The following is a 20,832-nucleotide window of genomic DNA, read 5'->3' as shown; positions in this document are numbered from 1 at the left end:
TGTTCAGTGAATCGGGTTGGTGGCAAGAAACATCCGATTGATGTTCAGCGAGTGACTGCTCAGGTAAAGAACGTCCTGTGTGAGGACCTTCAACCGGCTGAAGCTTTGACGCAGGAGAATCAGCGCTATAAGCGCGATGTAAAGGTGGGGAGGCGTCAGATAAAGAAAGTCGACAATGATGAAGGCGAATGTCACCAGGAAACCGGTGGCATGGAATGTGTCGGCTACTGTGAGAGGGTGGCGGGACAGCATCGAGTGCACGCGGTGACTACGGTTGTTCAAACCAATCAGCACAGCCGCTGCGGTTGCATAATAGATAAGGCTGACGGCCAGGAGTGACGGGTAAAGGTAGAGCAATGCCATGAAAACGGTCAGGGCAAACACGGCATCGGATAAGCCCCGTGTGAATCTGGAAAACGCTTTGGCAGCCAGGGGTAATTGGGTTTTGAGCAGTGTTGGTTCTGCGCAGCGTTTTATCAGAGCGCGTGCGCCGTTTCTTGAGTAACGGGACGCCATAAAACCGGCCCCTAGGTAAAAAACGTAGAGGATGACCGTCAACAGGCCTAACCCGATGATCAGGGTGATTTTATTAAGGTCTTTCAGCACCGGCGGCAAATAGGCTGGAACCGTCTCTGAGCCGAGCAGAATGACAATCTTGATCGGCAGGAAATGGGTCGTTATCAACAACATCTGTGCGCAAAAATGCGCAGCATGAGCCATCAACATTGCGCGTGGAGCGATGTTCATGAAGTTACGGCCCAAGTGTACGCACCAGATGAGTGTCGACAGGATACTGTGGTGCAAGGCCCTGATTTCTCGGCTCACCGTGGGGTTCTCGTATAAGGCTTAGTTCTGATGCGGTGATCAATTGCACATCGCTTTGCATCAGCACTCGTTGTCTGGCGTTCAAGGACTTTTCCTTGAACATTCCCGGGTTTAAAAACAGCGTTTCTATCGCGTCGCTGATCCCGGTAAAACTCTCGGGATCAGCTAAAAAACCGCAGGCGTCATCAACAAACTCGGGGATTGCTCCGACCCGATTGGTAATAGGGACCAGGCCTGAGGCCATCGCTTCATCGCGAGAAACGCCTTGAGTGTCCATTCGGCTGGGGCACAGAAATACGCCGTAGTGTTTATGCAGGTCGGCGATCTGGGATTGTTTCAAGTAACCTTTTTCGATCCGGACGTTCGGGTACTTGCGCAGCGGTGCAAGGGTTTCTTCAAACAACGGCCCATCGCCCACCATCAGGAACTCAAGCTCGTTGAACCAAGGCTTTGTCTCCAGCAGTTGAATGGCTTTGACGCTCAGATCATTGGCGTAAGTGCGTGATACATAGGGGCGGATCGACAGGATCTTTTTGCGCTGTTCAAGCGCTTTCTCCGCGTGAGAAAACAGTCGGGTATCAATGGGGTTGTGGATGATTCGGTGTTGGTTATGAGGCAACCGGAACCCTAGGTCTTCCATTGCTTCCTCGGCGAACTGCCGCGACACGAATACCACTTGCAGATTGGGTGGCATGGGTTGCAGCACGCTGCGCCAGAATGCCATGCGTCTTTCGCTGTCGAGCTTGCCCAGTTGCAACTGCGCTTGATCGCCGTAGTTGTAAGCCCGACGCCACCAGGGTTGGATCTCCGCGCCGTGCACCCAGACAATCACTCGAAGGCGAGGCAGGTAGGGGCGCACTATTTCCCACATCTGCAGGTCCAGAAAGTGCACCAGCACCGATGTGTAGTGTCCGGCGTCAAGCATGTTCTTCAAGGCGCTTCCAGGCCCGGTCACTACGTCAACATTGTCAAATTCGTGATAACTGATCGGTTCGTTGGGTCGCAACCGAAAGACGTCTATGGGCAGGCCCTGCTCCTGATAGGCCGAGACACGGGTATGAATAAAACCATTTCGATACAGGTCGCCATAGGCCGGGTAGTGGTTGGTGAGCAGCAGATGCTTAGCCTTCGCGAGGACGGTAGAGGGTTGAATGTCGAAATGGCCTTGAACCAGCGTCTTGATCGTCGAACTGCCATTGCCGTAGACGCGCAGGCCTAGACGCAAGGAAGCCGTCTCTGGCGGTACATCCCAGGCCTGACTCCGATTAGCCAGTTGCATGACATGGCTGATCCGTTGGGCCTGCGCATCCAGAAACAGTACAACCAGTTGCAGGTTCAGGCCCGGCGTGGCATCGAGCATCAATCTCAATGTGCCTTCGGTCCCCTCTAGTTGCGCAACACTCAAGGTCTGCCTGGCGTAGTGGTATTCGTGTTTTCCGTCTGCGAGAGAGGAGTGGATATGCCAGGTGTTGCCTTCGACCTGGGCTTGCAAATGCTTACTGCGCAGTGGTCCGAACAGTTTTGCCAGGCCCTCGCCGCTGGTCTGCGGGCCGGAGCTACTTGCGTTCAGTGGCGGGATGGCTTCACTGCTGCGCTGAAGCTGATCGAGGCTGATACCGGTATTCAAATCAAGGTCGTTCACCACGTTGATAACATGCTGTAGATCGCTGCCTGCGGCGTTTTCGCAGTAGTTGAAAGCGTCAATCGCGAGGGAATCAGGGTGCGTGTAGGTGAGACTTGACAGGCTTTCCAGCCAATCACGGGCGCGCTGTTGCGCCACTGCCACCGTCCTGATCATGGCTCGGCGTGCGGCTATACCGAGCGTGCAGCGGTATTCCTGACCCGGGTTTATCAGGTGTACGCCTTGTTTGTCCGCGGCATGATGAGCCATCTTGCCGATCACATGCGCCTTGCTGTAACGCGTGGCCAAGGCCAGGTCGAGCAGGTAGTGAGGGCCGTAGTAGTCAGCCGCAATCATCACGCCACACCACTCTGCGCCATTTGCCAAGTCGACCAGGGTAAGGTTATCCAGCTGGCTGCGCCCAATCAGGTGTAAGCGGGAATCCACGCTGGCGGGCTGCCTTGTTGTCGAATCGTTCACCACGACATGCAGATTGACGTGGGGGTAGCGCTGGCGTTGCAGATGCTCCTTGAGTGCCTGCAGCTGAACGTCATTGAGCGCCTCGGCGACGAGGCAAATGGTCGGCAGAGGCACGTCATCCACGCGACCTGTGATTTTGCTCGTCACATAGCGCAAACGATGGGCATAGGTGTGTTCCTGCATCACCTTGCGCAGGCCGGCCAACCGCTGCCTGGCGTGCTCACCGGGAGTGTTGAGGCGACGTAATACTTCCTGACTGCTGTCGCTGCAAATGACCAGATCACCCATCAGTACACGCAGGCCGCGAGAAAAGTTGCTGACGGTGAGGGTGTTGGACCCCAGTAATTCATAGATGCGGCGGGCGAACATGGATTGCGACTGTTTGATCGAGTTGAGATTCATCGCATAGCGGTAGCCCTTATAAGCCAGGTCCATTTGCGCCGCGTTCAACGTGCCAGCAATGTGGCCCCGATACCGGATTGGAAACTGATAGTTGGGCTCTGTGGTACCGAAGTTACGATCGTAGATCTCCAGGGGACGGAAGCCAGGCAGGTCGTTGATAAAGTGTTCCAGATCGCGGGTCCGCTCGGTGTATCGGGTGTAGTAGGCGCCGGCGAAGCAGAACGCATCCTTGCGTTCATACAGTTCGAGCGGATTGTGTATGGCCGGTTGGCAGGCGAAGGGCAGCAGGTAGACACGCTCATGCCCCAACGCGCTTTTATAGCGTTGAATACAGTCGATATCCGTGGTGAACACCAGGTCAAACTGCTTGGCGGTACCCAGGAACGTCTCAAAGTGCACCGGGTCTTCTTTGTTCCAGAACACTGTTGGCACTTTGTGTTCCCGGCACCAGTGCAAGATCCCGCGCAGTTCTACGCTGTTCTGGGCGATCTTGTTCTGCCAGCGGTCCTCCTTGCCGCGCCATGCGGATTCGATGAACAGCAGGTCCGGTTTAAATGCTCGCAGCTCGGCCAGGCCCTGCTCTGGCGTCAGTTGCAACAGCTCGCTTTCATACCGGTATGCCTCATGGGAAAAGGTGTCCAGCACGCAGGCAATTCTGAAGGGCTTGGCCGTGTCATGAGGGGCGAGCATCAGTTGGCTGCGCACATAGGCTGCATCCGGCAATGGCGTGGGGGCCGGTGTTGCAAGGAAAACGGCGGTGTCAGATGACGTTGTTGGGAGAGCGTCACGGTCTGCGAATGACGTGGGTGCTTGGCCATTGCGACGCGCGCAGGCGTGCTGGTACAGCTTGAATAACGCCACTGGCAAACGCAGGCACTCGCGCAGCGAGCCCGCCGCCATACGCAGTTGATAACCCAACTGATAGGTCGTGCTGGCCCGCGTCTTGATCAAGCGATTTTCCAGCAGATGGCATCTGGCATCCGCGCGTTGCAGGCTGGCGGTCAGGGCCTCCATTTGCTGGGTACAGAGCCTAAGCTTGTTCTTGAGTAGGTCAATGTGTTCAGTGGTTCCACGGTATTTCTGATTCGCCTGCTCCCAGTGTTGGCGACTGGCGGCTAGCTGGCGAAGCAGGCTTCGCTCGACTGACTCGAACGCAGTTTCGAGCTGGCGGATGTGGTCAAGCTCCAGTGAGCTCTTCCCCGGCTCGGCTTTGATGGCGACCATTCCCACCCACTTGCCCAGTATTTCAATCCGGACGACGTGCAGGTGCGAACTCAATAACCGAAACGGCTCCAGCAGGTAGAACGTGTGCTTGTGATCGATAAAATCATTCACCCCGAATGGCACGGTGATGATCAATCGGCCATGCGGTTTGAGCATCGACGCTGCTTTCTCGACGAAGGTGGCGGGGTGGATGAGGTGTTCAAGCACTTCACTGATCACGATGCTGTCAGGTTCGACACGCTCGGTATCCAGCGACAGAAAGTCTGCGTTCAAGTAACAAATATTCTGCTGCACGTGGTCGGGTTCCGCCCGCAGATAGTCGCCGGCCTGTTTGATTGCCTGGGGGCTGCTGTCCACGCCCGTGACCACATGCCCTTCACGGGCGAGCAATACAGGAATGATGCCCTGAGAGCAGCCTACGTCGAGGACTGTCTTGCCGATGATCTGGGCGCAGATCCAATGGATCCGCGCGCGCGTCTCCTGCATGAAGTGCTCACCCAGCTTGCCGTAGTAGGCTTCCATGACGCGATCGTGGGTATCGGCCAGTGGCCGTGGGGCATTCATCGTCAGTTCGCCAATACGCCGGCAGCATCAATCACCACCTCGTGGGTGTGTTGCGCAGGCAGTGACCTGAACTCGCGATGCCCGACCAACAACACATGGATATGCGCGGTGTCCCAGGCACAGGCCGTATCGGTCAATGTATGGCTGCGCAGATCGGCGGGAAGCGTATGAATGTTCGGCTCGACCAGCAGCAACGTAACCCCCAATTCCTTGGCCAACTGCCGGGCGATGCCAAGTGCGGGGCTTTCGCGCAGGTCATCGATGTCTGCCTTGAACGCCAAGCCATAGCAGGCAATTCGCACGTCGTGCGCGCTAAGCCCCGGGTGCTTGAATAGAAGATTCGCCACCGCCAGCTTGACCTGTTGGATAACCCATTGTGGCTTGCTGTCGTTGACCCGGCGCGCAGTGTGGATTAACCGCGCCAGTTCGGGCGTTTTACTGACGATGAACCAAGGATCGACCGCAATACAGTGCCCGCCGACGCCAGACCCTGGCTGCAGGATATTTACGCGTGGATGGTGGTTCGCCAGGCGTATCAGCTCCCATGGGTCTATCTCCAACTGCGCGCAGATCATCGAGAGTTCGTTGGCGAAGGCGATATTGACGTCGCGAAAACTGTTTTCGGTCAGCTTGCACATCTCGGCGGTGCGTGTGCCGGTGACAATGCACTGGCCTTCAACACACTGTTTATACAGCCGTACTGCTGCGCTGGAGCAGGCAGGGGTCATGCCGCCGATGATTCGGTCATTGGAGACCAGTTCTCGCAAGATATGACCCGGCAGCACACGTTCCGGGCAGTGAGCGATACGGATATCGCTGGCTTCCCCATGGGTTGGGGGAAAGGTCAGGTCCGGGCGGGCATTGGCCAGCCATTGAGCCATCAGTTCGGTGGTGCCGACCGGAGATGTCGACTCCAGGATCACGAGGTCGTTCTTTTTCAGCACAGGAGCAATGGCGCGGCTGGCCGCTTTGATACAGCTCAGGTCTGGCTCACGGTTTTCCAGGAATGGCGTCGGCACGGCAATCAAGAAGGCGTCCGCTGGTTCTGGCTGGGTTGTCGCACGCAGATAGCCTTGGCTGACCGCTGAGTGGACCAACGGGTCCAGCGCTGGCTCGACGATATGCACTTGGCCAAGATTGACGAGGTCCACAACGTGCTGGTTGATGTCGACGCCAATGACCTGCCGTTGAGGTGAGGAAAACAGCGCAGCGGTGGGCAGGCCGATGTAACCCAGGCCCACGACGCATAACGTTGGAAGGCTCATGCCGCCACCTCGTTTTCGCGCCAGGTTGCGATAAGAACTTCGCGGATGCGTCCGCAAGCGTTGCCGTCACCGTAGGGGTTGTGGGCGTTGCTCATCGCTCGATAGACGGCTTCATTGCTGAGCAACTCTTTAAGGTGATGGGTAATAGTCGCGATCTCGGTGCCCACCAGCCGGACCGTCCCGGCGTCGACGGCTTCGGGACGTTCAGTTGTGTCGCGTGTTACCAGCACCGGCTTGCCGAGCGCAGGCGCTTCCTCCTGGATACCGCCCGAATCCGTGAGAATCACGTACGCGCGGGTCATCAAGTAGACAAACGGCAGGTAGTCCTGTGGCCCGATCAGATGCACATTCTTGATGCCAGCCAGCCGGCGTTGTACGGGTTCTTGCACATTGGGGTTCAGGTGCACAGGGTAAACAAAGGCCACGGTTGGGAAGCTCGCGGCGGTTTCTGCCAACGCCTCGCATATACGCTCAAGACCGTCGCCAAGGTTTTCTCGGCGATGCCCCGTCACCAGGACCATGCGCTGACCTGGGGGCAGGAAGGAAAATTGCTGGTCAAGTCGGCTGCGCAGTGGCGATGTAGCAGAGCGCAGTTTCTCGACAACACTGAGCAGCGCATCGATCACAGTGTTGCCCGTGACATGAATGCGCTCGGCGAGGACGCCCTCATTCAGCAGGTTCTGCCGGGAGGTTTGAGTGGGCGCAAAATGCATCGATGCGAGGCTGCCCGTGAGGCGTCGGTTGCCTTCCTCTGGCCAGGGTGAGTAAAGGTTGTGTGTACGCAGCCCGGCTTCGATATGCGCGACGGGGATTTGCTGGTAATAAGCCGCCAGGCTTGCCGCAAAAGTGGTCGCCGTATCGCCATGCACAAGGATCACATCCGGTTTGAAGTCTTCCAGTACCGATTGCAGCCCTTGAATGATCGCGGTGGTTACATGGGTCAGGCTCTGATCGACGGTCATGATGTTCAGGTCGTAGTCAGGCACCAGTCCAAACAGTTCAAGCACTTGGTCCAACATCTCGCGGTGTTGCGCTGTGACACACACTTTCGAGTGGAAACGATCGTCGTTCGCGAGGTTGATAACCATCGGTGCCATTTTGATGGCTTCGGGGCGAGTGCCGAATATGCACAGTGTCTTGAGAGGCATGGGGATGGCTTCTTGTTTAGCGGATGAATAAACGCTGAGCCTGAAACGCGGGTGCACAGCTGCCTTCAACGCAGTGCCAGGCTTTTGAGCACGTGGTAACTGGGTTGTGCGGATTGGGTTGGGTACGAAAAGAAGAGTTGATTTTGCCTCAAGGGGGCGTGGCCGACTACTGACCGTTCGGCTAGTTACGGCATGTTACCGGTCTTGTGAAAACTCAAAAGCCGCCCTGAGGCGGCCTTTGTGTCACGTAAAGCGGGTCGAGTCAGCCTGCCAGCATCGGGTAGGTAAACAACCCAAAGTGAAGCAGATTCAAACCAAAGTGCGTGGCTATCGCCGCGCCCAGGCCGCCGAAGCGATAAGCCAGGCCATATCCCACCCCGGCAATGCTGGCCAGCAGCACCCAGTGCCAGCCTGCGCCGGCATGCACCAGGCCAAACAGCAGCGAGGCCAGCAGCAGTGCGAGGTTTTCGCCGTAAGGCAGATGTTTGAAGCGCTGGCTCAAGCCGCCCTGGACATAGCCACGGAACAGGGCTTCTTCTACCAGGGTCACTAACAGCAGGTTATTGAGCACCCAGAGCCAGGCCGGTTCCGGCCATTTCGGCGCCCAACTGATCACTCCGAGCAAGGTGGCAGTGCCCAAGGCGGCGATGGCGGTGAGGGTCAGGGCCAGGGCGGTCACGCAGATCGACAGGCGCAGCGAGCGCCGCGCCACGATCCAGGGGCAGGCCAGCAACAGCCAGAAGCCAATCAGCGGTTTGTCCTGGTTCAGGTACATCGAGAAGGGCACGGCGTCGGCGGTGAAACGTTGTGGGGCAATACCACGCCCGTTGTAGAAACCCGGCAGCCAGTGCATCGCCAGGCCCAGGGCCAATACAATAAACAGCCCGTGGCCCAGGTAGCGCGCCCAAGGTGTGCGTTGCTGGCGTACGGCATAGCCGGCGATCAGCAGCAGGGCGACGGACACACCCGCCAGCACCCCCAGTTGCCCGTAGATCAAGGCCAATAGGTAGCCGATAGAAAGAAGCGCCAGGTACAGCCAGGGCAATGCGAGCATGGGAAGTCCTTGGAAAAATCTGGGCGCATTATAGCGACCGGTCCGCCAAGGCCTGCATGAAAACGCCTCCACGCACTGCGCGTGGGTGAAGTGATTGCCAACCCGGGTAACGACTGGTTATAGTCCGGGCCTCTTCATCCCTTCACACAAGATCAGCCCATGCCAGCTTTCCAGCGCATAGCGGTAGTCGATTCAGCGTCCAACGCTGCAGTCGTGCCGTGCGGGAACCAGCAGCCTGCGCAGATCAGCCACTACCCCCCACCTGTCAGTCGCACGCCGGTGTACGCAGTCGTATCACCGCCGGGTGTTGGCCTTTCGGGCTGATCAGCTGATCAGCTGATTGCTGTTCCCGTCTGCCCGCCTGAAAAAAACCTACTGAGTTTCAGCAACTGCTGAATCGGCTTTTTTTGCCTGATGACAGGTGGTATCCATGTCTGTTTTTTCGAAACAATCCGTGGCCGCAGCGGCCTCGACGAGCCTGTTTGTCTTGCTGTGGAGCAGCGGGGCGATCTTCTCCAAATTGGGCCTGGCCCATGCTTCACCCTTCGCGTTTCTGTTGATCCGCTTTGCCATTGCCCTGGCGGGGTTGGTGATTCTGGTGCCGATCCTCACGCTGAAATTGCCACGCCCCGGCAAACCCATGGCGTATGCGGCGGCTACCGGCCTGGTGTTGCTGGGGGCCTACCAGATTTTTTATCTGTTGGCCCTGGACCTGAAAGTCACTCCCGGCATGATGGCAACCATCATGGGCGTGCAGCCGATCCTGACGGTGGTGCTGATGGAACGTCAGCGCTCGTGGCGCCGGCTGTTCGGCCTGGGGCTAGGGTTGGCGGGGCTGATCATGGTGGTCTACCAGGGCATCGGGTTGTCTGGTATGTCCCTGGCCGGCGTGCTGTTCGGGCTGTTGGCCCTGGCAAGCATGACCTTCGGCTCGATCATGCAAAAGCGTATCACCGACAACCCCTTGGGCACGCTGCCGGTGCAGTACCTGGCGGGGCTATTGCTGTGTTCGGTGGTGGTGCCGTTCCAGCCGTTCCACTTCGAGCATAACAGCGGTTTCTACCTGCCGGTGTTGTGGATGGCGCTGGTGGTGTCGGTGCTGGCAACGCTGTTGCTGTACCGCCTGATCGCCCGGGGCAACCTGGTGAATGTCACCAGTCTGTTTTACCTGGTGCCGGCGGTGACGGCGGTGATGGACTACCTGATCTTTGGCAACACGCTCGCTGTGCTGAGCCTGTTGGGGATGGGGTTGATCATCATCGGGTTGATGTTTGTCTTCCGTAAAAACTGATCCAATCAAACTGTGAGCGAACGGCTTCGCTCACAGTTTTTTCGGCCGCAACACCAACCACAACGCGCCCGCAATCAACACCCCGCCATACAGGTGCGCCATGGACAATGGCTCATCCAGCAGCAACGCCCCCCACAGTACGCCGAACGGCGGGATCATGAAGGTCACGGTCATCGACCTCACCGGCCCAATGGACGTCAGCAGGCGGAAGTACAGGATGTAGGCAAACGCCGTGCACACCAGCCCCAATCCCAGTAGCGACAACCACACCTGCCAACCACCCCAACTCGCTGGAGGCTGGCTGATCGCGCTGTAGGGGAAGAACGGCAGCAGAAACAAGGTCGCGCCAAGCATGCTGCCCAGGGCCGACAGGCGACTGTCCAAGCCGCCGCGCTGATCCAGCCAGCGCCGTGCCAGGAACCCGGCAAAGCCGTAACAGGTGGTTGCCAGCAGACAGGCCAGTGCGCCCATCAATAGCTCCAAGTCAAACGCCACCGGCCCCGCGCGGGTCAGCACACCCACGCCCAACAAGCCGAGGCACACCCCAGCGACTTTCGACGGCGTCAGGCGTTCGCTGAAAAACAGCCCGCCAATCAGCACGCCCATCAACGGCGTGGTGGCATTGAAGATCGCCGAGTAACCCGCCGGCAGCACCTGGGCCGCCACCGAATACATGGTTGCCGGAATTCCGGAGTTGATCACCCCCAATAGCAAAACGGTCTTGAACTTGCCCTGGAAATCCCAGCTCACCCGCATCATCGCCAGGATCGCCAGCAACCCGGCGGCGGCAATCGACACGCGGAAAAACGCAGTCGGCACCGTGCCGATTTCCGGCGCGATAATGCGCATGAACAGGAAACTCGCGCCCCAGATGGCGGCGAGCCCCAGCAGATAAAGGGTGTCGACAGGTCTCACGGATCACTCCCACATAAATAGGCGGCGAGTGTTGCATGACATTTCTAATGATTACAGAACAAACCGCGTCACCATCCCATTCAGGTCCACCGCTAAACGCGACAGTTCCTGGCTGGCCGCCGAAGTTTGAGTGGCGCCAGCGGCGGTCTGGGTGGACAGGTCGCGAATATTCACCAGGCTGCGATCCACATCACGTGCCACCAGCGCCTGTTGCTCGGCCGCGCTGGCGATCACCAGGTTGCGCTGGCTGATCTGCGAGATGGCCGCGGTGATTTTCTCCAAGGCGCTGCCAGCGCTGTTGGCCCGTTGCAAGGTTTGGCCGGCGTGCTCGGCGCTGCTGTTCAGGGCTTCGACGGTGTCCTGGGTGCCTTGCTGGATACCGGTGATCATCTGTTCGATTTCTTCGGTGGAGTCCTGGGTGCGTTGCGCCAGGGAGCGCACTTCGTCGGCGACTACCGCAAAACCACGCCCGGCTTCGCCTGCACGCGCCGCCTCAATGGCGGCGTTGAGTGCCAGCAGGTTGGTTTGCGCGGCGATGCCACGGATCACTTCCAGCACTTTGCTGATGTCCTGCGCCTGCACCGCCAGGCCTTCGGCCTTGTTCGAGGCGCCGAGCACTTCGTCCACCAGGTTCTGGATCGAGCTGATGGTTTGGCTGATCTGGTAGTGGCCGTGCTTGCTGTCCTCGTCCGAGGCCTGGGACGCCTCGGCGCTGGACACGGCATTGCCTGCCACTTCGTCCACGGCGGCGCTCATTTCAGTCACGGCGGTGGCGGCCTGTTCGATCTCATCGTTCTGCGCCTGCAGGCCACGGGTGCTTTGTTCCATCACCGAACTCATCTCTTCGGCAGCCGACGCCAGCTGTTGCGCCGATTCGCTGATGCCGCGGATAGTGCCCTGCAATTGCAACTGCATGGTGGCGAGGGCGGTGAGCAATTGAGCCGGTTCGTCGTTACCGCTGACGGCGATCGGCTGGCTCAAGTCGCCGCTGGCGATGGTGCGTGCCACGATCAGTGCCTGGCCGAGCGGGGCGATGATGCTGCGCGTCAGCAACCAGGCCAGCAGCAAGGTGGCGACGAGCGCGAACACGATGATCAAGCCGACAATCCACTGCGCGCTGGAATACGTCTGCGCGGCGGCGTCCGCTGCGGCTTCCACGCCGTTCTGGTTGAAGCTGATCATGTCCTCCAGACTCTTGTTGAGGACCACGCCCTGTGGCGCGAGGCGGCTGTTGAGCAGGTCGATGGCTTCTTGTTGCTGATCCTTGTCCACCAGGGCAATGATCTGCCCGACTAGGCTCAGGTAGGCGTGTACGTTAACGTCGAGCTGCTTGAGCAACTCGCCTTCCTCGTCGCCGCTGAGCAGGGTTTTATGATGGTCGAGCAGGGTTTGCAGTTCGACGCGCTGGCGGGTGATCTGGACTTTGCTATTGTCGCGGATCCGCGATTCGTCAGTAGTCGCCAGACGCAAGGCCTCCAGGCGGATACTGGCGACAATGGCCGCGCTGTCGTGGATATTCTCGATGCTCGGCATCCACGATTCTTCAATGATCAGTGCGCTTTGCCGCAGCTTGGCCATCTGGCCCAAGCCAAACATCCCGACGATCACCAGCAAGCTGGCCAAAACCGCAAAACTCAGACTGGCACGCAGACCGATCTTCATGTTCCTCAATGACATCTCAGTGCTCCTTGGGCGATTAGAACCTGCTCCCGGATCGGTCTTAGGACCTTGTTAGGGTGGGAGAGGGCGCGCTGTATATCAAAGTGCTATCACTGTGGTAATCAGGGTTTCCCTTAGCTGGAACCAATGCCCTTGGTGGCTCAACCAGACCAGTGCGCAAAGCGATGTCGCAGGCTCAGGCTGACAAGGCCCGCCGTTTCAAGCGTGCAGAGAAAACGCAGAGGGACTAAACGGTGCGTTTATTGACCGAGTGGTCGAATTAAAGAATTGAAAATAAATGTACGAAATGAACGAAGTTGTACAAGGCAGTCCAAAAAATGACCCTTCTCCTGCACTCGTACACTGGCTAAGCTCAGGGCTTCCAGATGCCCATAGAGGTTTCCCGCATGTCGCAGTCCGTCCTCGCTGTCGCTCAGATGATCCTCGATGGCTTCGACGATTACCGCGAGCACTTCCGCCAGATCACCGATGGCGCCCGCGAGCGCTTTGAAAAGGCCCAGTGGCAGCAGGGGCAGGCAGCGTCGGCGGCGCGGATCAACCTTTATGAAGACAAGGTCAGTGAAGTGACCGCACGCCTGCGCGAGCGCTTCGATGCGGCCGCCTTACTCGACATTAATGTGTGGCCCGTGGTGAAAAGCGCCTACATTGGCCTGATCGACCTGCGTTTTGACGATGAGCTTTCCGAGACCTGGTACAACTCGATCTTCTGCGGCCTGTTCAGTCACGACCTGATCAGCGACGGCTGCATGTTTATCCACACCACCCGGCCCAGCCTGCGCCGGGCAAGGGCCGCGCAGACGCGCACCTACACGCCCGCCGGTAAGATCCCGGAAATGCTCACGCAGATCTTTGCCGACTACCGCTTCAGCGAACCCTACGCCGACCTCGCCGCCGACCTGAGCCGCCTTGAAGCCCAGCTGCGGGAAAACCTGCCGGACTGGGTATGCAAGGACCCGGACCTCAAGCTCGAGCTGTTTTCCTCGGTGCTCTACCGCAATAAAGGCGCCTACCTCGTCGGGCGTATCTACACCCGCGATGAACAATGGCCCCTGGTGATCCCGCTGCTGCACCGCGAAGGCCAGGGCATCCAGATCGATGCGCTGATCACCGACGAAGCCGATGTGTCGATCATCTTCTCGTTCACCCGTTCCTACTTCATGGTCGATGTGCCGGTGCCGGCGGAATTCATCGGTTTTCTCAAGCGCATCCTGCCGGGCAAGCACATCGCCGAGCTGTACACCTCCATCGGTTTTTACAAGCACGGCAAGTCAGAGTTCTACCGTGCCCTGATCAACCACCTGGCGACCACCGACGATCAATTCATCATGGCCCCCGGTGTGCGCGGCATGGTCATGAGCGTGTTTACTCTGCCGGGCTTCAACACCGTGTTCAAAATCATCAAGGACCGCTTTTCACCGTCGAAAAACGTCAACCGCGCCACGGTGATCGAAAAGTATCGCCTGGTTAAAAGTGTCGACCGCGTCGGGCGCATGGCCGATACCCAGGAGTTCGCCGACTTCCGCTTCCCCCTGAGCAAATTCGAACCCGAGTGCCTGGCCGAGCTGTTGGAAGTCGCCGCCGGCACCGTTGAAGTAGAAGGCGACACCGTGCTGATCCGCCACTGCTGGACCGAACGGCGCATGACCCCGCTCAACCTTTACCTCGAGAATGCCAACCCCGCCCAAGTGCGCGAAGCCCTGGAGGACTACGGCCTGGCCATCAAGCAACTGGCGGCGGCGAATATCTTCCCCGGCGACATGCTGCTGAAAAACTTCGGCGTCACCCGCCACGGCCGTGTGGTGTTCTACGACTACGACGAAATCTGCTTTCTCACCGAGGCCAACTTCCGCCACATCCCCGCACCGCGTACGCCCGAGGATGAAATGGCCTCCGAGCCCTGGTACTCCATCGGCCCGCTGGATGTATTCCCCGAAGAATTCCCACCGTTCCTGTTCGCCGACGCCGGCCAGCGCAAGCTGTTTGATGAGCTGCATGGCGAGTTGTACAACGCGGACTACTGGAAAGGGCTGCAGGAAGCGATTCGCGCCGGCAAGGTCATTGATGTGTTTCCTTACCGGCGCAGGTGAGGAGGAGTGTCTTGAACAGCTTAATGATCGCGACTTAGTAATCTTTAGAACGTGCCGTTAAACTACTGACACTTATGAAAGTGTCAGTAGTTTGAGGTGGGAGGTATTTACAGGTGGTGTATTTTCGGTAAGGCTTATTTGCTATTTTGTCAAAAACGGCGTGTATTGATTAGTTTGTAGTATTTGATCACTCCAGTTGGTCAGGCGGTTCCTGTCTTTCTCGTCTGGGGCCTTACTCTGGGCTTTCGAAGTTTCCTGATACAGATTGTTTATCGAATCCTTATAGGCTTGGTCGACATTCTTGGTCGAACCGCCCTTGCCCTCCAATTCTATTTTTCGCTGTAATAAGCCTATAGGTCTATCAAGGGAACTTTGACTCACGATGGACGTAGGGAAGTCCGTGGGGAGCTTTTTTAAAGTCTCAAGTGTTTTCCATGAGCTGGAAGAGGGGGCCGATGCACCTTGTGACGTGTATTCGGGGGTGCGTTGGTGCTTTCCGCAAATGAATGTCCATAGCCCCCGACACGAGAAGAAGACATACGATCTATAGGCATAAATACTCCGACTAACCATTTTGGTAATTAATAAGTGGAGCGCTCACTCTGATTTGGAGGTCTTCATGAGCACATGAACTTTATCTCAAAAGCGCGCGGGATTTTTTCAACGTTCTCTCGTAAGAAAGCTCTGATATCGCTGCTTCTGTGAGTTATAGACCGCTCATAAAACTCATTCCTCGTACTGCTTGGCTTGTAACGGGGTAGTTCGAAATTATATTCGCCCTCAGGTTGGTTGGCTGCTCCGACGAGACTTGGCTGTTGGGGGGGTGAGGACGGCTTTTCCGTGTAGGCCGGAGGGAACTCATAGCGGGGCGGTGGCTGCGTATCCGCCGAACGCGGTTTTGCTCGCATGGATTTTTCATAGCTTGGCAAGCGCGACGTGACGGAATCGATTGGCATATAAAGCTCCGTTTTCAGGGTTGAGCGGTCTAATTTGCGAGGTGTATCTGGAGACTTATTGAAGCCTGCATATCTCATCCATCAAATCGGACTTTCGCTTTTTAACAGTGAGAAGAGCCTCCACAGCTGTGTAGTAAAAGTCGCTATTGGGCTGGCACTAAAGACCATCGCCACGTGATGGAACGTCTCCCGGTCGGTCGAAATCTGCGACAATCCCTCCCACTCAATCGATTAATGCTGTGCAGGTCTCGCCTGCCTTACCCAAAAGACCCTTGCCGCCCTGATGACTGACCAAGCGCCGACTATCGACCAACTGCTCAAAACCCTCGATCACGCCATGCTTGCCGACCGCAACCGCTTGCGGCGGCAGTTGCTTGAGCTGCGCAAGAAACCCGACGAGGAAAAGCTGGCGCAGTGGGTTGCGCGGATGCAGGCGTCCTGCGCCCAGGTCACGGCGCGGCGTGCCAGCCTGCCGGTGATTCGCTACGACGACAGCCTGCCGATTGCCGCCAAGCGCGATGAAATCAAGGCGGCGTTGAACAAGCATCAGGTGCTGATCATTGCCGGTGAGACCGGTTCGGGTAAGACCACCCAGCTGCCGAAAATCTGCCTCGAAATCGGTCGGGGCCAGTTCGGCCTGATCGGCCACACCCAGCCACGCCGGATCGCTGCGCGCAGCGTTGCCAGCCGGGTGGCCGAAGAACTGGCTACGCCGCTGGGCGCGCTGGTCGGCTATCAAGTTCGGTTCGAAGACCAGAGCGATTCGAACACCCTGATCAAGCTGATGACCGACGGCATCCTGCTGGCGGAAACCCAGAACGACCGCTATCTGGAACGCTACGACACGATCATCGTCGACGAAGCCCACGAGCGCAGCCTCAACATCGACTTCCTGCTGGGCTACCTGAAAACCCTGCTGCCGCGTCGCCCGGACCTGAAGGTGATCATCACCTCGGCGACCATCGATCTGGAGCGTTTTTCCAAACACTTTGACGGTGCACCGATTGTCGAGGTGTCGGGCCGCACCTTCCCGGTGGACACGTGGTATCGCCCGTTGACCCTGGAGCAGGACGAGGAGGGCAACCGCGTCGAAGACGACTTGACGGTTGACCAGGCGATCCTCGCCACCCTCGATGAGATCGCCGCTTATGAGCGCAGCGAACGGCGTAGCCCCGGCGACGTGCTGGTGTTTCTACCGGGTGAGCGCGAGATTCGCGACGCCGCCGACATGTTGCGCAAAGCCCAGCTCAAGCACACCGAAATCCTGCCGCTGTACGCGCGCCTGTCACCGGCCGAACAGCAGCGCATCTTCCAGTCCCATCCGGGCCGGCGCGTGGTGTTGGCGACCAACGTTGCGGAAACCTCGCTGACTGTGCCGGGCATCCGTTATGTGATCGACAGCGGCACCGCGCGTATCAGCCGCTACAGCTATCGCGCCAAGGTGCAGCGCCTGCCGATCGAGGCGATTTCCCAGGCCAGCGCCAACCAGCGTAAAGGCCGCTGTGGCCGGGTCGAGCCGGGGATCTGCATTCGCTTGTTCAGCGAAGAAGACTTTATCGGCCGCCCGGAATTTACCGACCCGGAAATCCTGCGCACCAACCTCGCTGCCGTGATCTTGCAGATGCTGCACCTGCGCCTCGGCGAAATCACCGACTTCCCGTTTATCGAGCCGCCGGACGGCAAGGCCATCAGCGACGGTTTCAACCTGCTGCAAGAGCTCTCGGCGGTCGACCGTAACAGCCAGCTCACGCCGTTGGGTCGCCAACTGGCGCGCCTGCCGGTGGACCCGCGCATGGGCCGCATGCTGCTGGAAGCGGCCAAACTCGGCAGCTTGCAGGAAGTGCTGATCGTCGCCAGTGCTATGTCGATCCAGGACCCGCGCGAGCGTCCGCCCGAACGTCAGCAAGCCGCCGACCAGGCCCATGCGCAGTGGAAAGATCCGGACTCGGACTTCGCTGGTTTGGTCAATTTGTGGCGCGGCTTTGAAGAACAGCGCCAGGAATTGACCGCCAGCCCGCTGCGCAACTGGTGCCGCAAGAACTTCCTCAACTACCTGCGCCTGCGCGAGTGGCGCGATTCCCACCGGCAGTTGAGCCTGATCTGCCGCGATATGCAGTTGACCCTCAACAAAGAGCCGGCGGACTTTCCAAAGCTGCACAAGGCGGTGTTGTCCGGCTTGCTCAGCCAGATCGGCCAGAAAACCGAAGACGGCGATTACCTCGGCGCACGCCAGCGACGCTTCTGGATTCACCCGTCGTCGGGCATCGGCAAGAAGCGCCCGCAATGGCTGATGACCGCCGAACTGGTGGAAACCACCAAGCTGTATGCGCGCATGGTCGCCAAGATCGATGCCGACTGGATCGAGCCGCTGGCCGGGCACTTGATCAAGAAAAACCACTTTGAGCCCCATTGGGAGAAGAAGCGCGGGCAAGTCGTGGCCTTTGAGCAGATCACGTTGTTCGGGCTGATTGTGGTCGGGCGGCGCCCGGTGCATTACGGGCCGATCGACCCAGTGGTGTCGCGCGAGCTGTTTATCCGCGAAGGCCTGGTGCGTGGCGAGATTCAATCGCGGGCCAAGTGCCTGACGGCCAATCAGCAATTGCTGGAACAGCTCGACGAGTTGGAAGCCAAGGCGCGCCGCCGTGACATCCTGGCCGATGAAGAAACGCTTTACGCTTTCTACGATGCGCGCCTGCCCGCAGAAATCCACCAGACCGCGACCTTCGACAGCTGGTACAAGGTCAACAGCCAGAAAGACCCGCAACTGCTGATCATGCGCGAAGAAGACGTGCTGGCCCGCGAGGCCAGTGAAGTCACCGCCGCGCATTATCCGGACACCCTGCACTTGGGCGACCTGGAACTGGCGTTGAGTTACCACTTCGAACCCAATCACCCGCGCGACGGCGTGACCCTGCGCGTGCCGGCACCGCTGTTGCCGGCCTTGCCGCCGGAGCGTCTGGAATGGCTGGTGCCGGGGGTGATCGAGGCCAAGTGCATCGCCCTGGTGCGCAACCTGCCCAAGGCGCTGCGCAAAAACTTTGTGCCAGTGCCGGACTTCGTCAAGGCCGCTTTGCAACGCATCGAATTCGGCCAGGGCTCGTTGCCTCAGGCGTTGGGCCGCGAGCTGCTGCGCATGACCGGCGCGCGGGTCAGCGATGAAGCCTGGGCCGAAGCGTCACAGCAGGTGGAAAACCACCTGAAGATGAACCTTGAAGTGGTCGACGGCCAGGGCAAGTTCCTCGGCGAAGGCCGCGACCTGGCTGAACTGACGGCGCGCTTTGCCGAGGCCAGCCAGGCAGCGTTGGCCGTGCCGCAAACCGCGAAAAGCCAGCAGCCGGTGGAGGCCAAGGTGTTTGCGGCGGTGGCGGAAAAAACTCAACAGAAGATTGCCGGGCTGTCGATGACGGTGTATCCGGCGCTGGTGGAAGAAAACGGCACGGTCAAGGAGGGGCGCTTCTCGACGGCGGCCGAGGCTGAATTCCAGCATCGCCGCGCATTGCAGCGTCTGCTGATGCAGCAACTGGCGGAACCGGCCAAGTTCCTGCGCGGCAAGTTGCCTGGCCTGACCGAACTGGGGCTGATGTACCGCGAATTGGGGCGTATCGACGCGCTGGTGGAAGACATTCTGCTGGCCAGCCTCGACACCTGCGTACTTGAAGGCGAAGCCAGCCTGCCGCGTGACGGTGCCGGTTTGGCTGCCTTGGCTGAGCGCAAGCGTGGCAGCTGGACTGAACACGCCGAACGCCTGGCGCGCTTGACCCTCGAGGTGCTGAAACTCTGGCATGGCTTGCAGAAGCGCTTCAAAGGCAAGATCGACCTGGCCCAGGCCGTGGCCCTAAATGACATCAAGCAGCAGTTGAGCAGCCTGGTGTACCCCGGTTTCGTGCGGGAAACCCCGGCGCAGTGGTTCAAGGAACTACCGCGTTACCTCAAGGCTATCGAGCTGCGCCTGGAGAAACTGCCCAGCCAAGTACAAAAGGATCGGGTATGGAGCGGCGAGCTGGGAGGCTTGTGGACGCACTACGAAAACCGCCTGAAAAAGCACGCCCAGGAAGGCAAGCGCGATCCCCAGTTGGAGCTGTATCGCTGGTGGTTGGAGGAGTATCGGGTGTCGTTGTTTGGCCAGCAATTGGGCACCAAAGTGCCGATTTCCGACAAGCGCCTGAGTAAACAGTGGAGCTTGGTGGAGGCCTGAGATCGTTCCCGGTTTCAAGGACGACGCAGGTCCAGTGTGGGAGCGGGCTTGCTCGCGAAGGCGGTGTTTCAGTTGATACATCTGTGACTGACACACCGCCTTCGCGAGCAAGCCCGCTTGTGTCTTGAACCAGGCTTAAACTGAAGGTGAGAGCGGTGAGTGACAAGCTGAATGCCCGAAGTGCTTAAAGCACGTGTGGGAGCCCATGCTGTCACTCACCTCTCCACTCTGGTCATTGAGCCCGAACAGTTGAACGAGCCCACCTCGAACAGTTACAAGCGTGGGCCAAGCCAGAGCGCTCTCACCTTGAGTGTAAGAGGATTTGGCTATGTTTTCCTATCCAGCAGGTATTGATGTCTCCAGCGGTAGCCTCGAGATTCGGGTTGATCAACTGGATGTAGCGATGAGTTGTTCCAATTCGCAGAGTGATTTTCCTGGGTTAATTGGATGGCTAACCCTGCATCGCGTGGGTCGAGTGTTGCTGGAGGCCACTGGCGGTTACGAGCGCAAAGTCATGAAAGCGCTTCAAGCTGCGGGCTTTGAAGTCATACGGATCAACCCTTGCCGAGCCAAAAGCTTTGCCCGGGCTATGGGGCAACAAGCCAAAACCGATCCGATAGATGCACGCCTTCTTGCGCAGTTCGCAGCGGTCATCAAATCGCCCGATAGCCGGGTTACCAGCGCCGAGCAGGATGATTTGCGCGCCCTAGTCCAACAGCGAGAGCACTTTGTTCAGCAAAGAGATGACGACAAACGGCGGCTTAAAACGGCCTCCTCTGACGTGGTCAAGCCTGCGCTGCAGAGTCATATCGACTATTTGCAAAAAGTGCTGAAGGAGCTGGAAAGCCTGATCCGCCAAAGTACAGAACGTCTGGATCGTAAAAAAGTAGCCCTTCTGTGCTCAGTCAAAGGCATAGGACTTGTTACAGCGGCCAGCTTGATGTCCTATCTTCCGGAGCTAGGCGAGGTGGGTAGACATCAGATTGCAGCATTGAGCGGCACTGCGCCCTACAACGACGATAGCGGCAAGCACAAAGGCAAGCGTCATATCAGCGGCGGCAGGTTCGCCGCGAGGCGCTCACTGTATATGGCCTGTTGGTCAGTGATCCGGTTTCAGCCTGAGTT

At 58.5% G+C, this 20,832-nt stretch carries 11 protein-coding genes; 4 read left to right on the top strand and 7 right to left on the bottom strand.

Annotation, left to right across the window (positions count from 1 at the left end; all coding sequences use genetic code 11):
• Window positions 1–3: 3 nt before the first annotated feature.
• The 5 genes from BFP95_RS02350 to BFP95_RS02330 form a co-directional block, all read right to left on the bottom strand.
• A complete protein-coding gene (locus tag BFP95_RS02350) occupies window positions 4–762 on the bottom strand; it encodes a hypothetical protein (RefSeq protein WP_139114525.1) in 759 nt (252 codons plus the stop codon).
• Window positions 752–5,074: a methyltransferase domain-containing protein gene (locus tag BFP95_RS02345; RefSeq protein WP_256534085.1), complete on the bottom strand. Its 4,323-nt coding sequence runs from the start codon at window positions 5,072–5,074 to the stop codon at window positions 752–754. The genes BFP95_RS02350 and BFP95_RS02345 overlap by 11 nt, the downstream gene beginning before the upstream one ends.
• A gap of 44 nt (window positions 5,075–5,118) precedes the next feature.
• On the bottom strand, window positions 5,119–6,381 hold the full coding sequence (wecC, locus tag BFP95_RS02340) for a UDP-N-acetyl-D-mannosamine dehydrogenase (protein WP_065889783.1): 1,263 nt from the start codon (window positions 6,379–6,381) through the stop codon (window positions 5,119–5,121).
• Window positions 6,378–7,529 (bottom strand): non-hydrolyzing UDP-N-acetylglucosamine 2-epimerase, encoded by a 1,152-nt coding sequence (gene wecB / locus BFP95_RS02335; RefSeq protein ID WP_065889781.1) that lies wholly within the window; start codon window positions 7,527–7,529, stop codon window positions 6,378–6,380. Before wecB ends, wecC begins: the two co-directional genes overlap by 4 nt.
• Window positions 7,530–7,791: 262 nt before the next feature.
• Window positions 7,792–8,583: a CPBP family intramembrane glutamic endopeptidase gene (locus BFP95_RS02330; RefSeq protein WP_065881219.1), complete on the bottom strand. Its 792-nt coding sequence runs from the start codon at window positions 8,581–8,583 to the stop codon at window positions 7,792–7,794.
• 430 nt (window positions 8,584–9,013) lie between these two features.
• Here BFP95_RS02330 and BFP95_RS02325 point away from each other — a divergent pair, with 430 nt between their 5' ends.
• Complete coding sequence (locus BFP95_RS02325) at window positions 9,014–9,874, top strand: DMT family transporter (protein ID WP_065873831.1); 861 nt, start codon at window positions 9,014–9,016, stop codon at window positions 9,872–9,874.
• Window positions 9,875–9,904: 30 nt separating this feature from the next.
• Here BFP95_RS02325 and BFP95_RS02320 read toward each other — a convergent pair whose 3' ends face one another.
• Both BFP95_RS02320 and BFP95_RS02315 read right to left on the bottom strand, forming a co-directional pair.
• Window positions 9,905–10,789, bottom strand: coding sequence for a DMT family transporter (locus tag BFP95_RS02320; RefSeq protein ID WP_065909184.1), 885 nt, complete (start codon window positions 10,787–10,789; stop codon window positions 9,905–9,907).
• A 51-nt stretch (window positions 10,790–10,840) separates the two neighbouring features.
• The gene (locus tag BFP95_RS02315; RefSeq protein ID WP_371914446.1) at window positions 10,841–12,451 is read right to left on the bottom strand and encodes a methyl-accepting chemotaxis protein; all 1,611 of its coding nucleotides are present in this window, start codon (window positions 12,449–12,451) and stop codon (window positions 10,841–10,843) included.
• A gap of 404 nt (window positions 12,452–12,855) precedes the next feature.
• Between BFP95_RS02315 and aceK the strand changes: the two genes are divergently transcribed.
• The 3 genes from aceK to BFP95_RS02300 form a co-directional block, all read left to right on the top strand.
• Window positions 12,856–14,556, top strand: a complete 1,701-nt coding sequence (gene aceK, locus BFP95_RS02310) for a bifunctional isocitrate dehydrogenase kinase/phosphatase (RefSeq protein WP_065909182.1) — start codon at window positions 12,856–12,858, stop codon at window positions 14,554–14,556.
• A gap of 1,239 nt (window positions 14,557–15,795) precedes the next feature.
• Complete coding sequence (gene hrpA, locus BFP95_RS02305; protein WP_065873827.1) at window positions 15,796–19,707, top strand: ATP-dependent RNA helicase HrpA; 3,912 nt, start codon at window positions 15,796–15,798, stop codon at window positions 19,705–19,707.
• Between the two features lie 328 nt (window positions 19,708–20,035).
• Window positions 20,036–20,832, top strand: a 797-nt coding sequence (locus BFP95_RS02300) for an IS110 family transposase (protein ID WP_065909028.1), incomplete at its 3' end; no start/stop codon positions are given.

The organism is Pseudomonas sp. 58 R 12 (genome assembly GCF_900005865.1).
Taxonomy (GTDB): domain Bacteria; phylum Pseudomonadota; class Gammaproteobacteria; order Pseudomonadales; family Pseudomonadaceae; genus Aquipseudomonas; species Aquipseudomonas tritici.
Note: the sequence above shows the minus strand (reverse complement) of the source record. Positions and strands in the feature narration are given on the sequence as shown.

Bases quoted from the DNA above. Each gene is read 5' to 3' on its own strand.
- BFP95_RS02345 (WP_256534085.1), bottom strand. From the start codon at position 5,074: ATGGAAGCCTACTACGGCAAGCTGGGTGAGCACTTCATGCAGGAGACG.
- wecC (WP_065889783.1), bottom strand. From the start codon at position 6,381: ATGAGCCTTCCAACGTTATGCGTCGTGGGCCTGGGTTACATCGGCCTG.
- wecB (WP_065889781.1), bottom strand. From the start codon at position 7,529: ATGCCTCTCAAGACACTGTGCATATTCGGCACTCGCCCCGAAGCCATC.
- BFP95_RS02330 (WP_065881219.1), bottom strand. From the start codon at position 8,583: ATGCTCGCATTGCCCTGGCTGTACCTGGCGCTTCTTTCTATCGGCTAC.
- BFP95_RS02325 (WP_065873831.1), top strand. From the start codon at position 9,014: ATGTCTGTTTTTTCGAAACAATCCGTGGCCGCAGCGGCCTCGACGAGC.
- BFP95_RS02315 (WP_371914446.1), bottom strand. From the start codon at position 12,451: ATGAAGATCGGTCTGCGTGCCAGTCTGAGTTTTGCGGTTTTGGCCAGC.
- aceK (WP_065909182.1), top strand. From the start codon at position 12,856: ATGTCGCAGTCCGTCCTCGCTGTCGCTCAGATGATCCTCGATGGCTTC.
- hrpA (WP_065873827.1), top strand. From the start codon at position 15,796: ATGACTGACCAAGCGCCGACTATCGACCAACTGCTCAAAACCCTCGAT.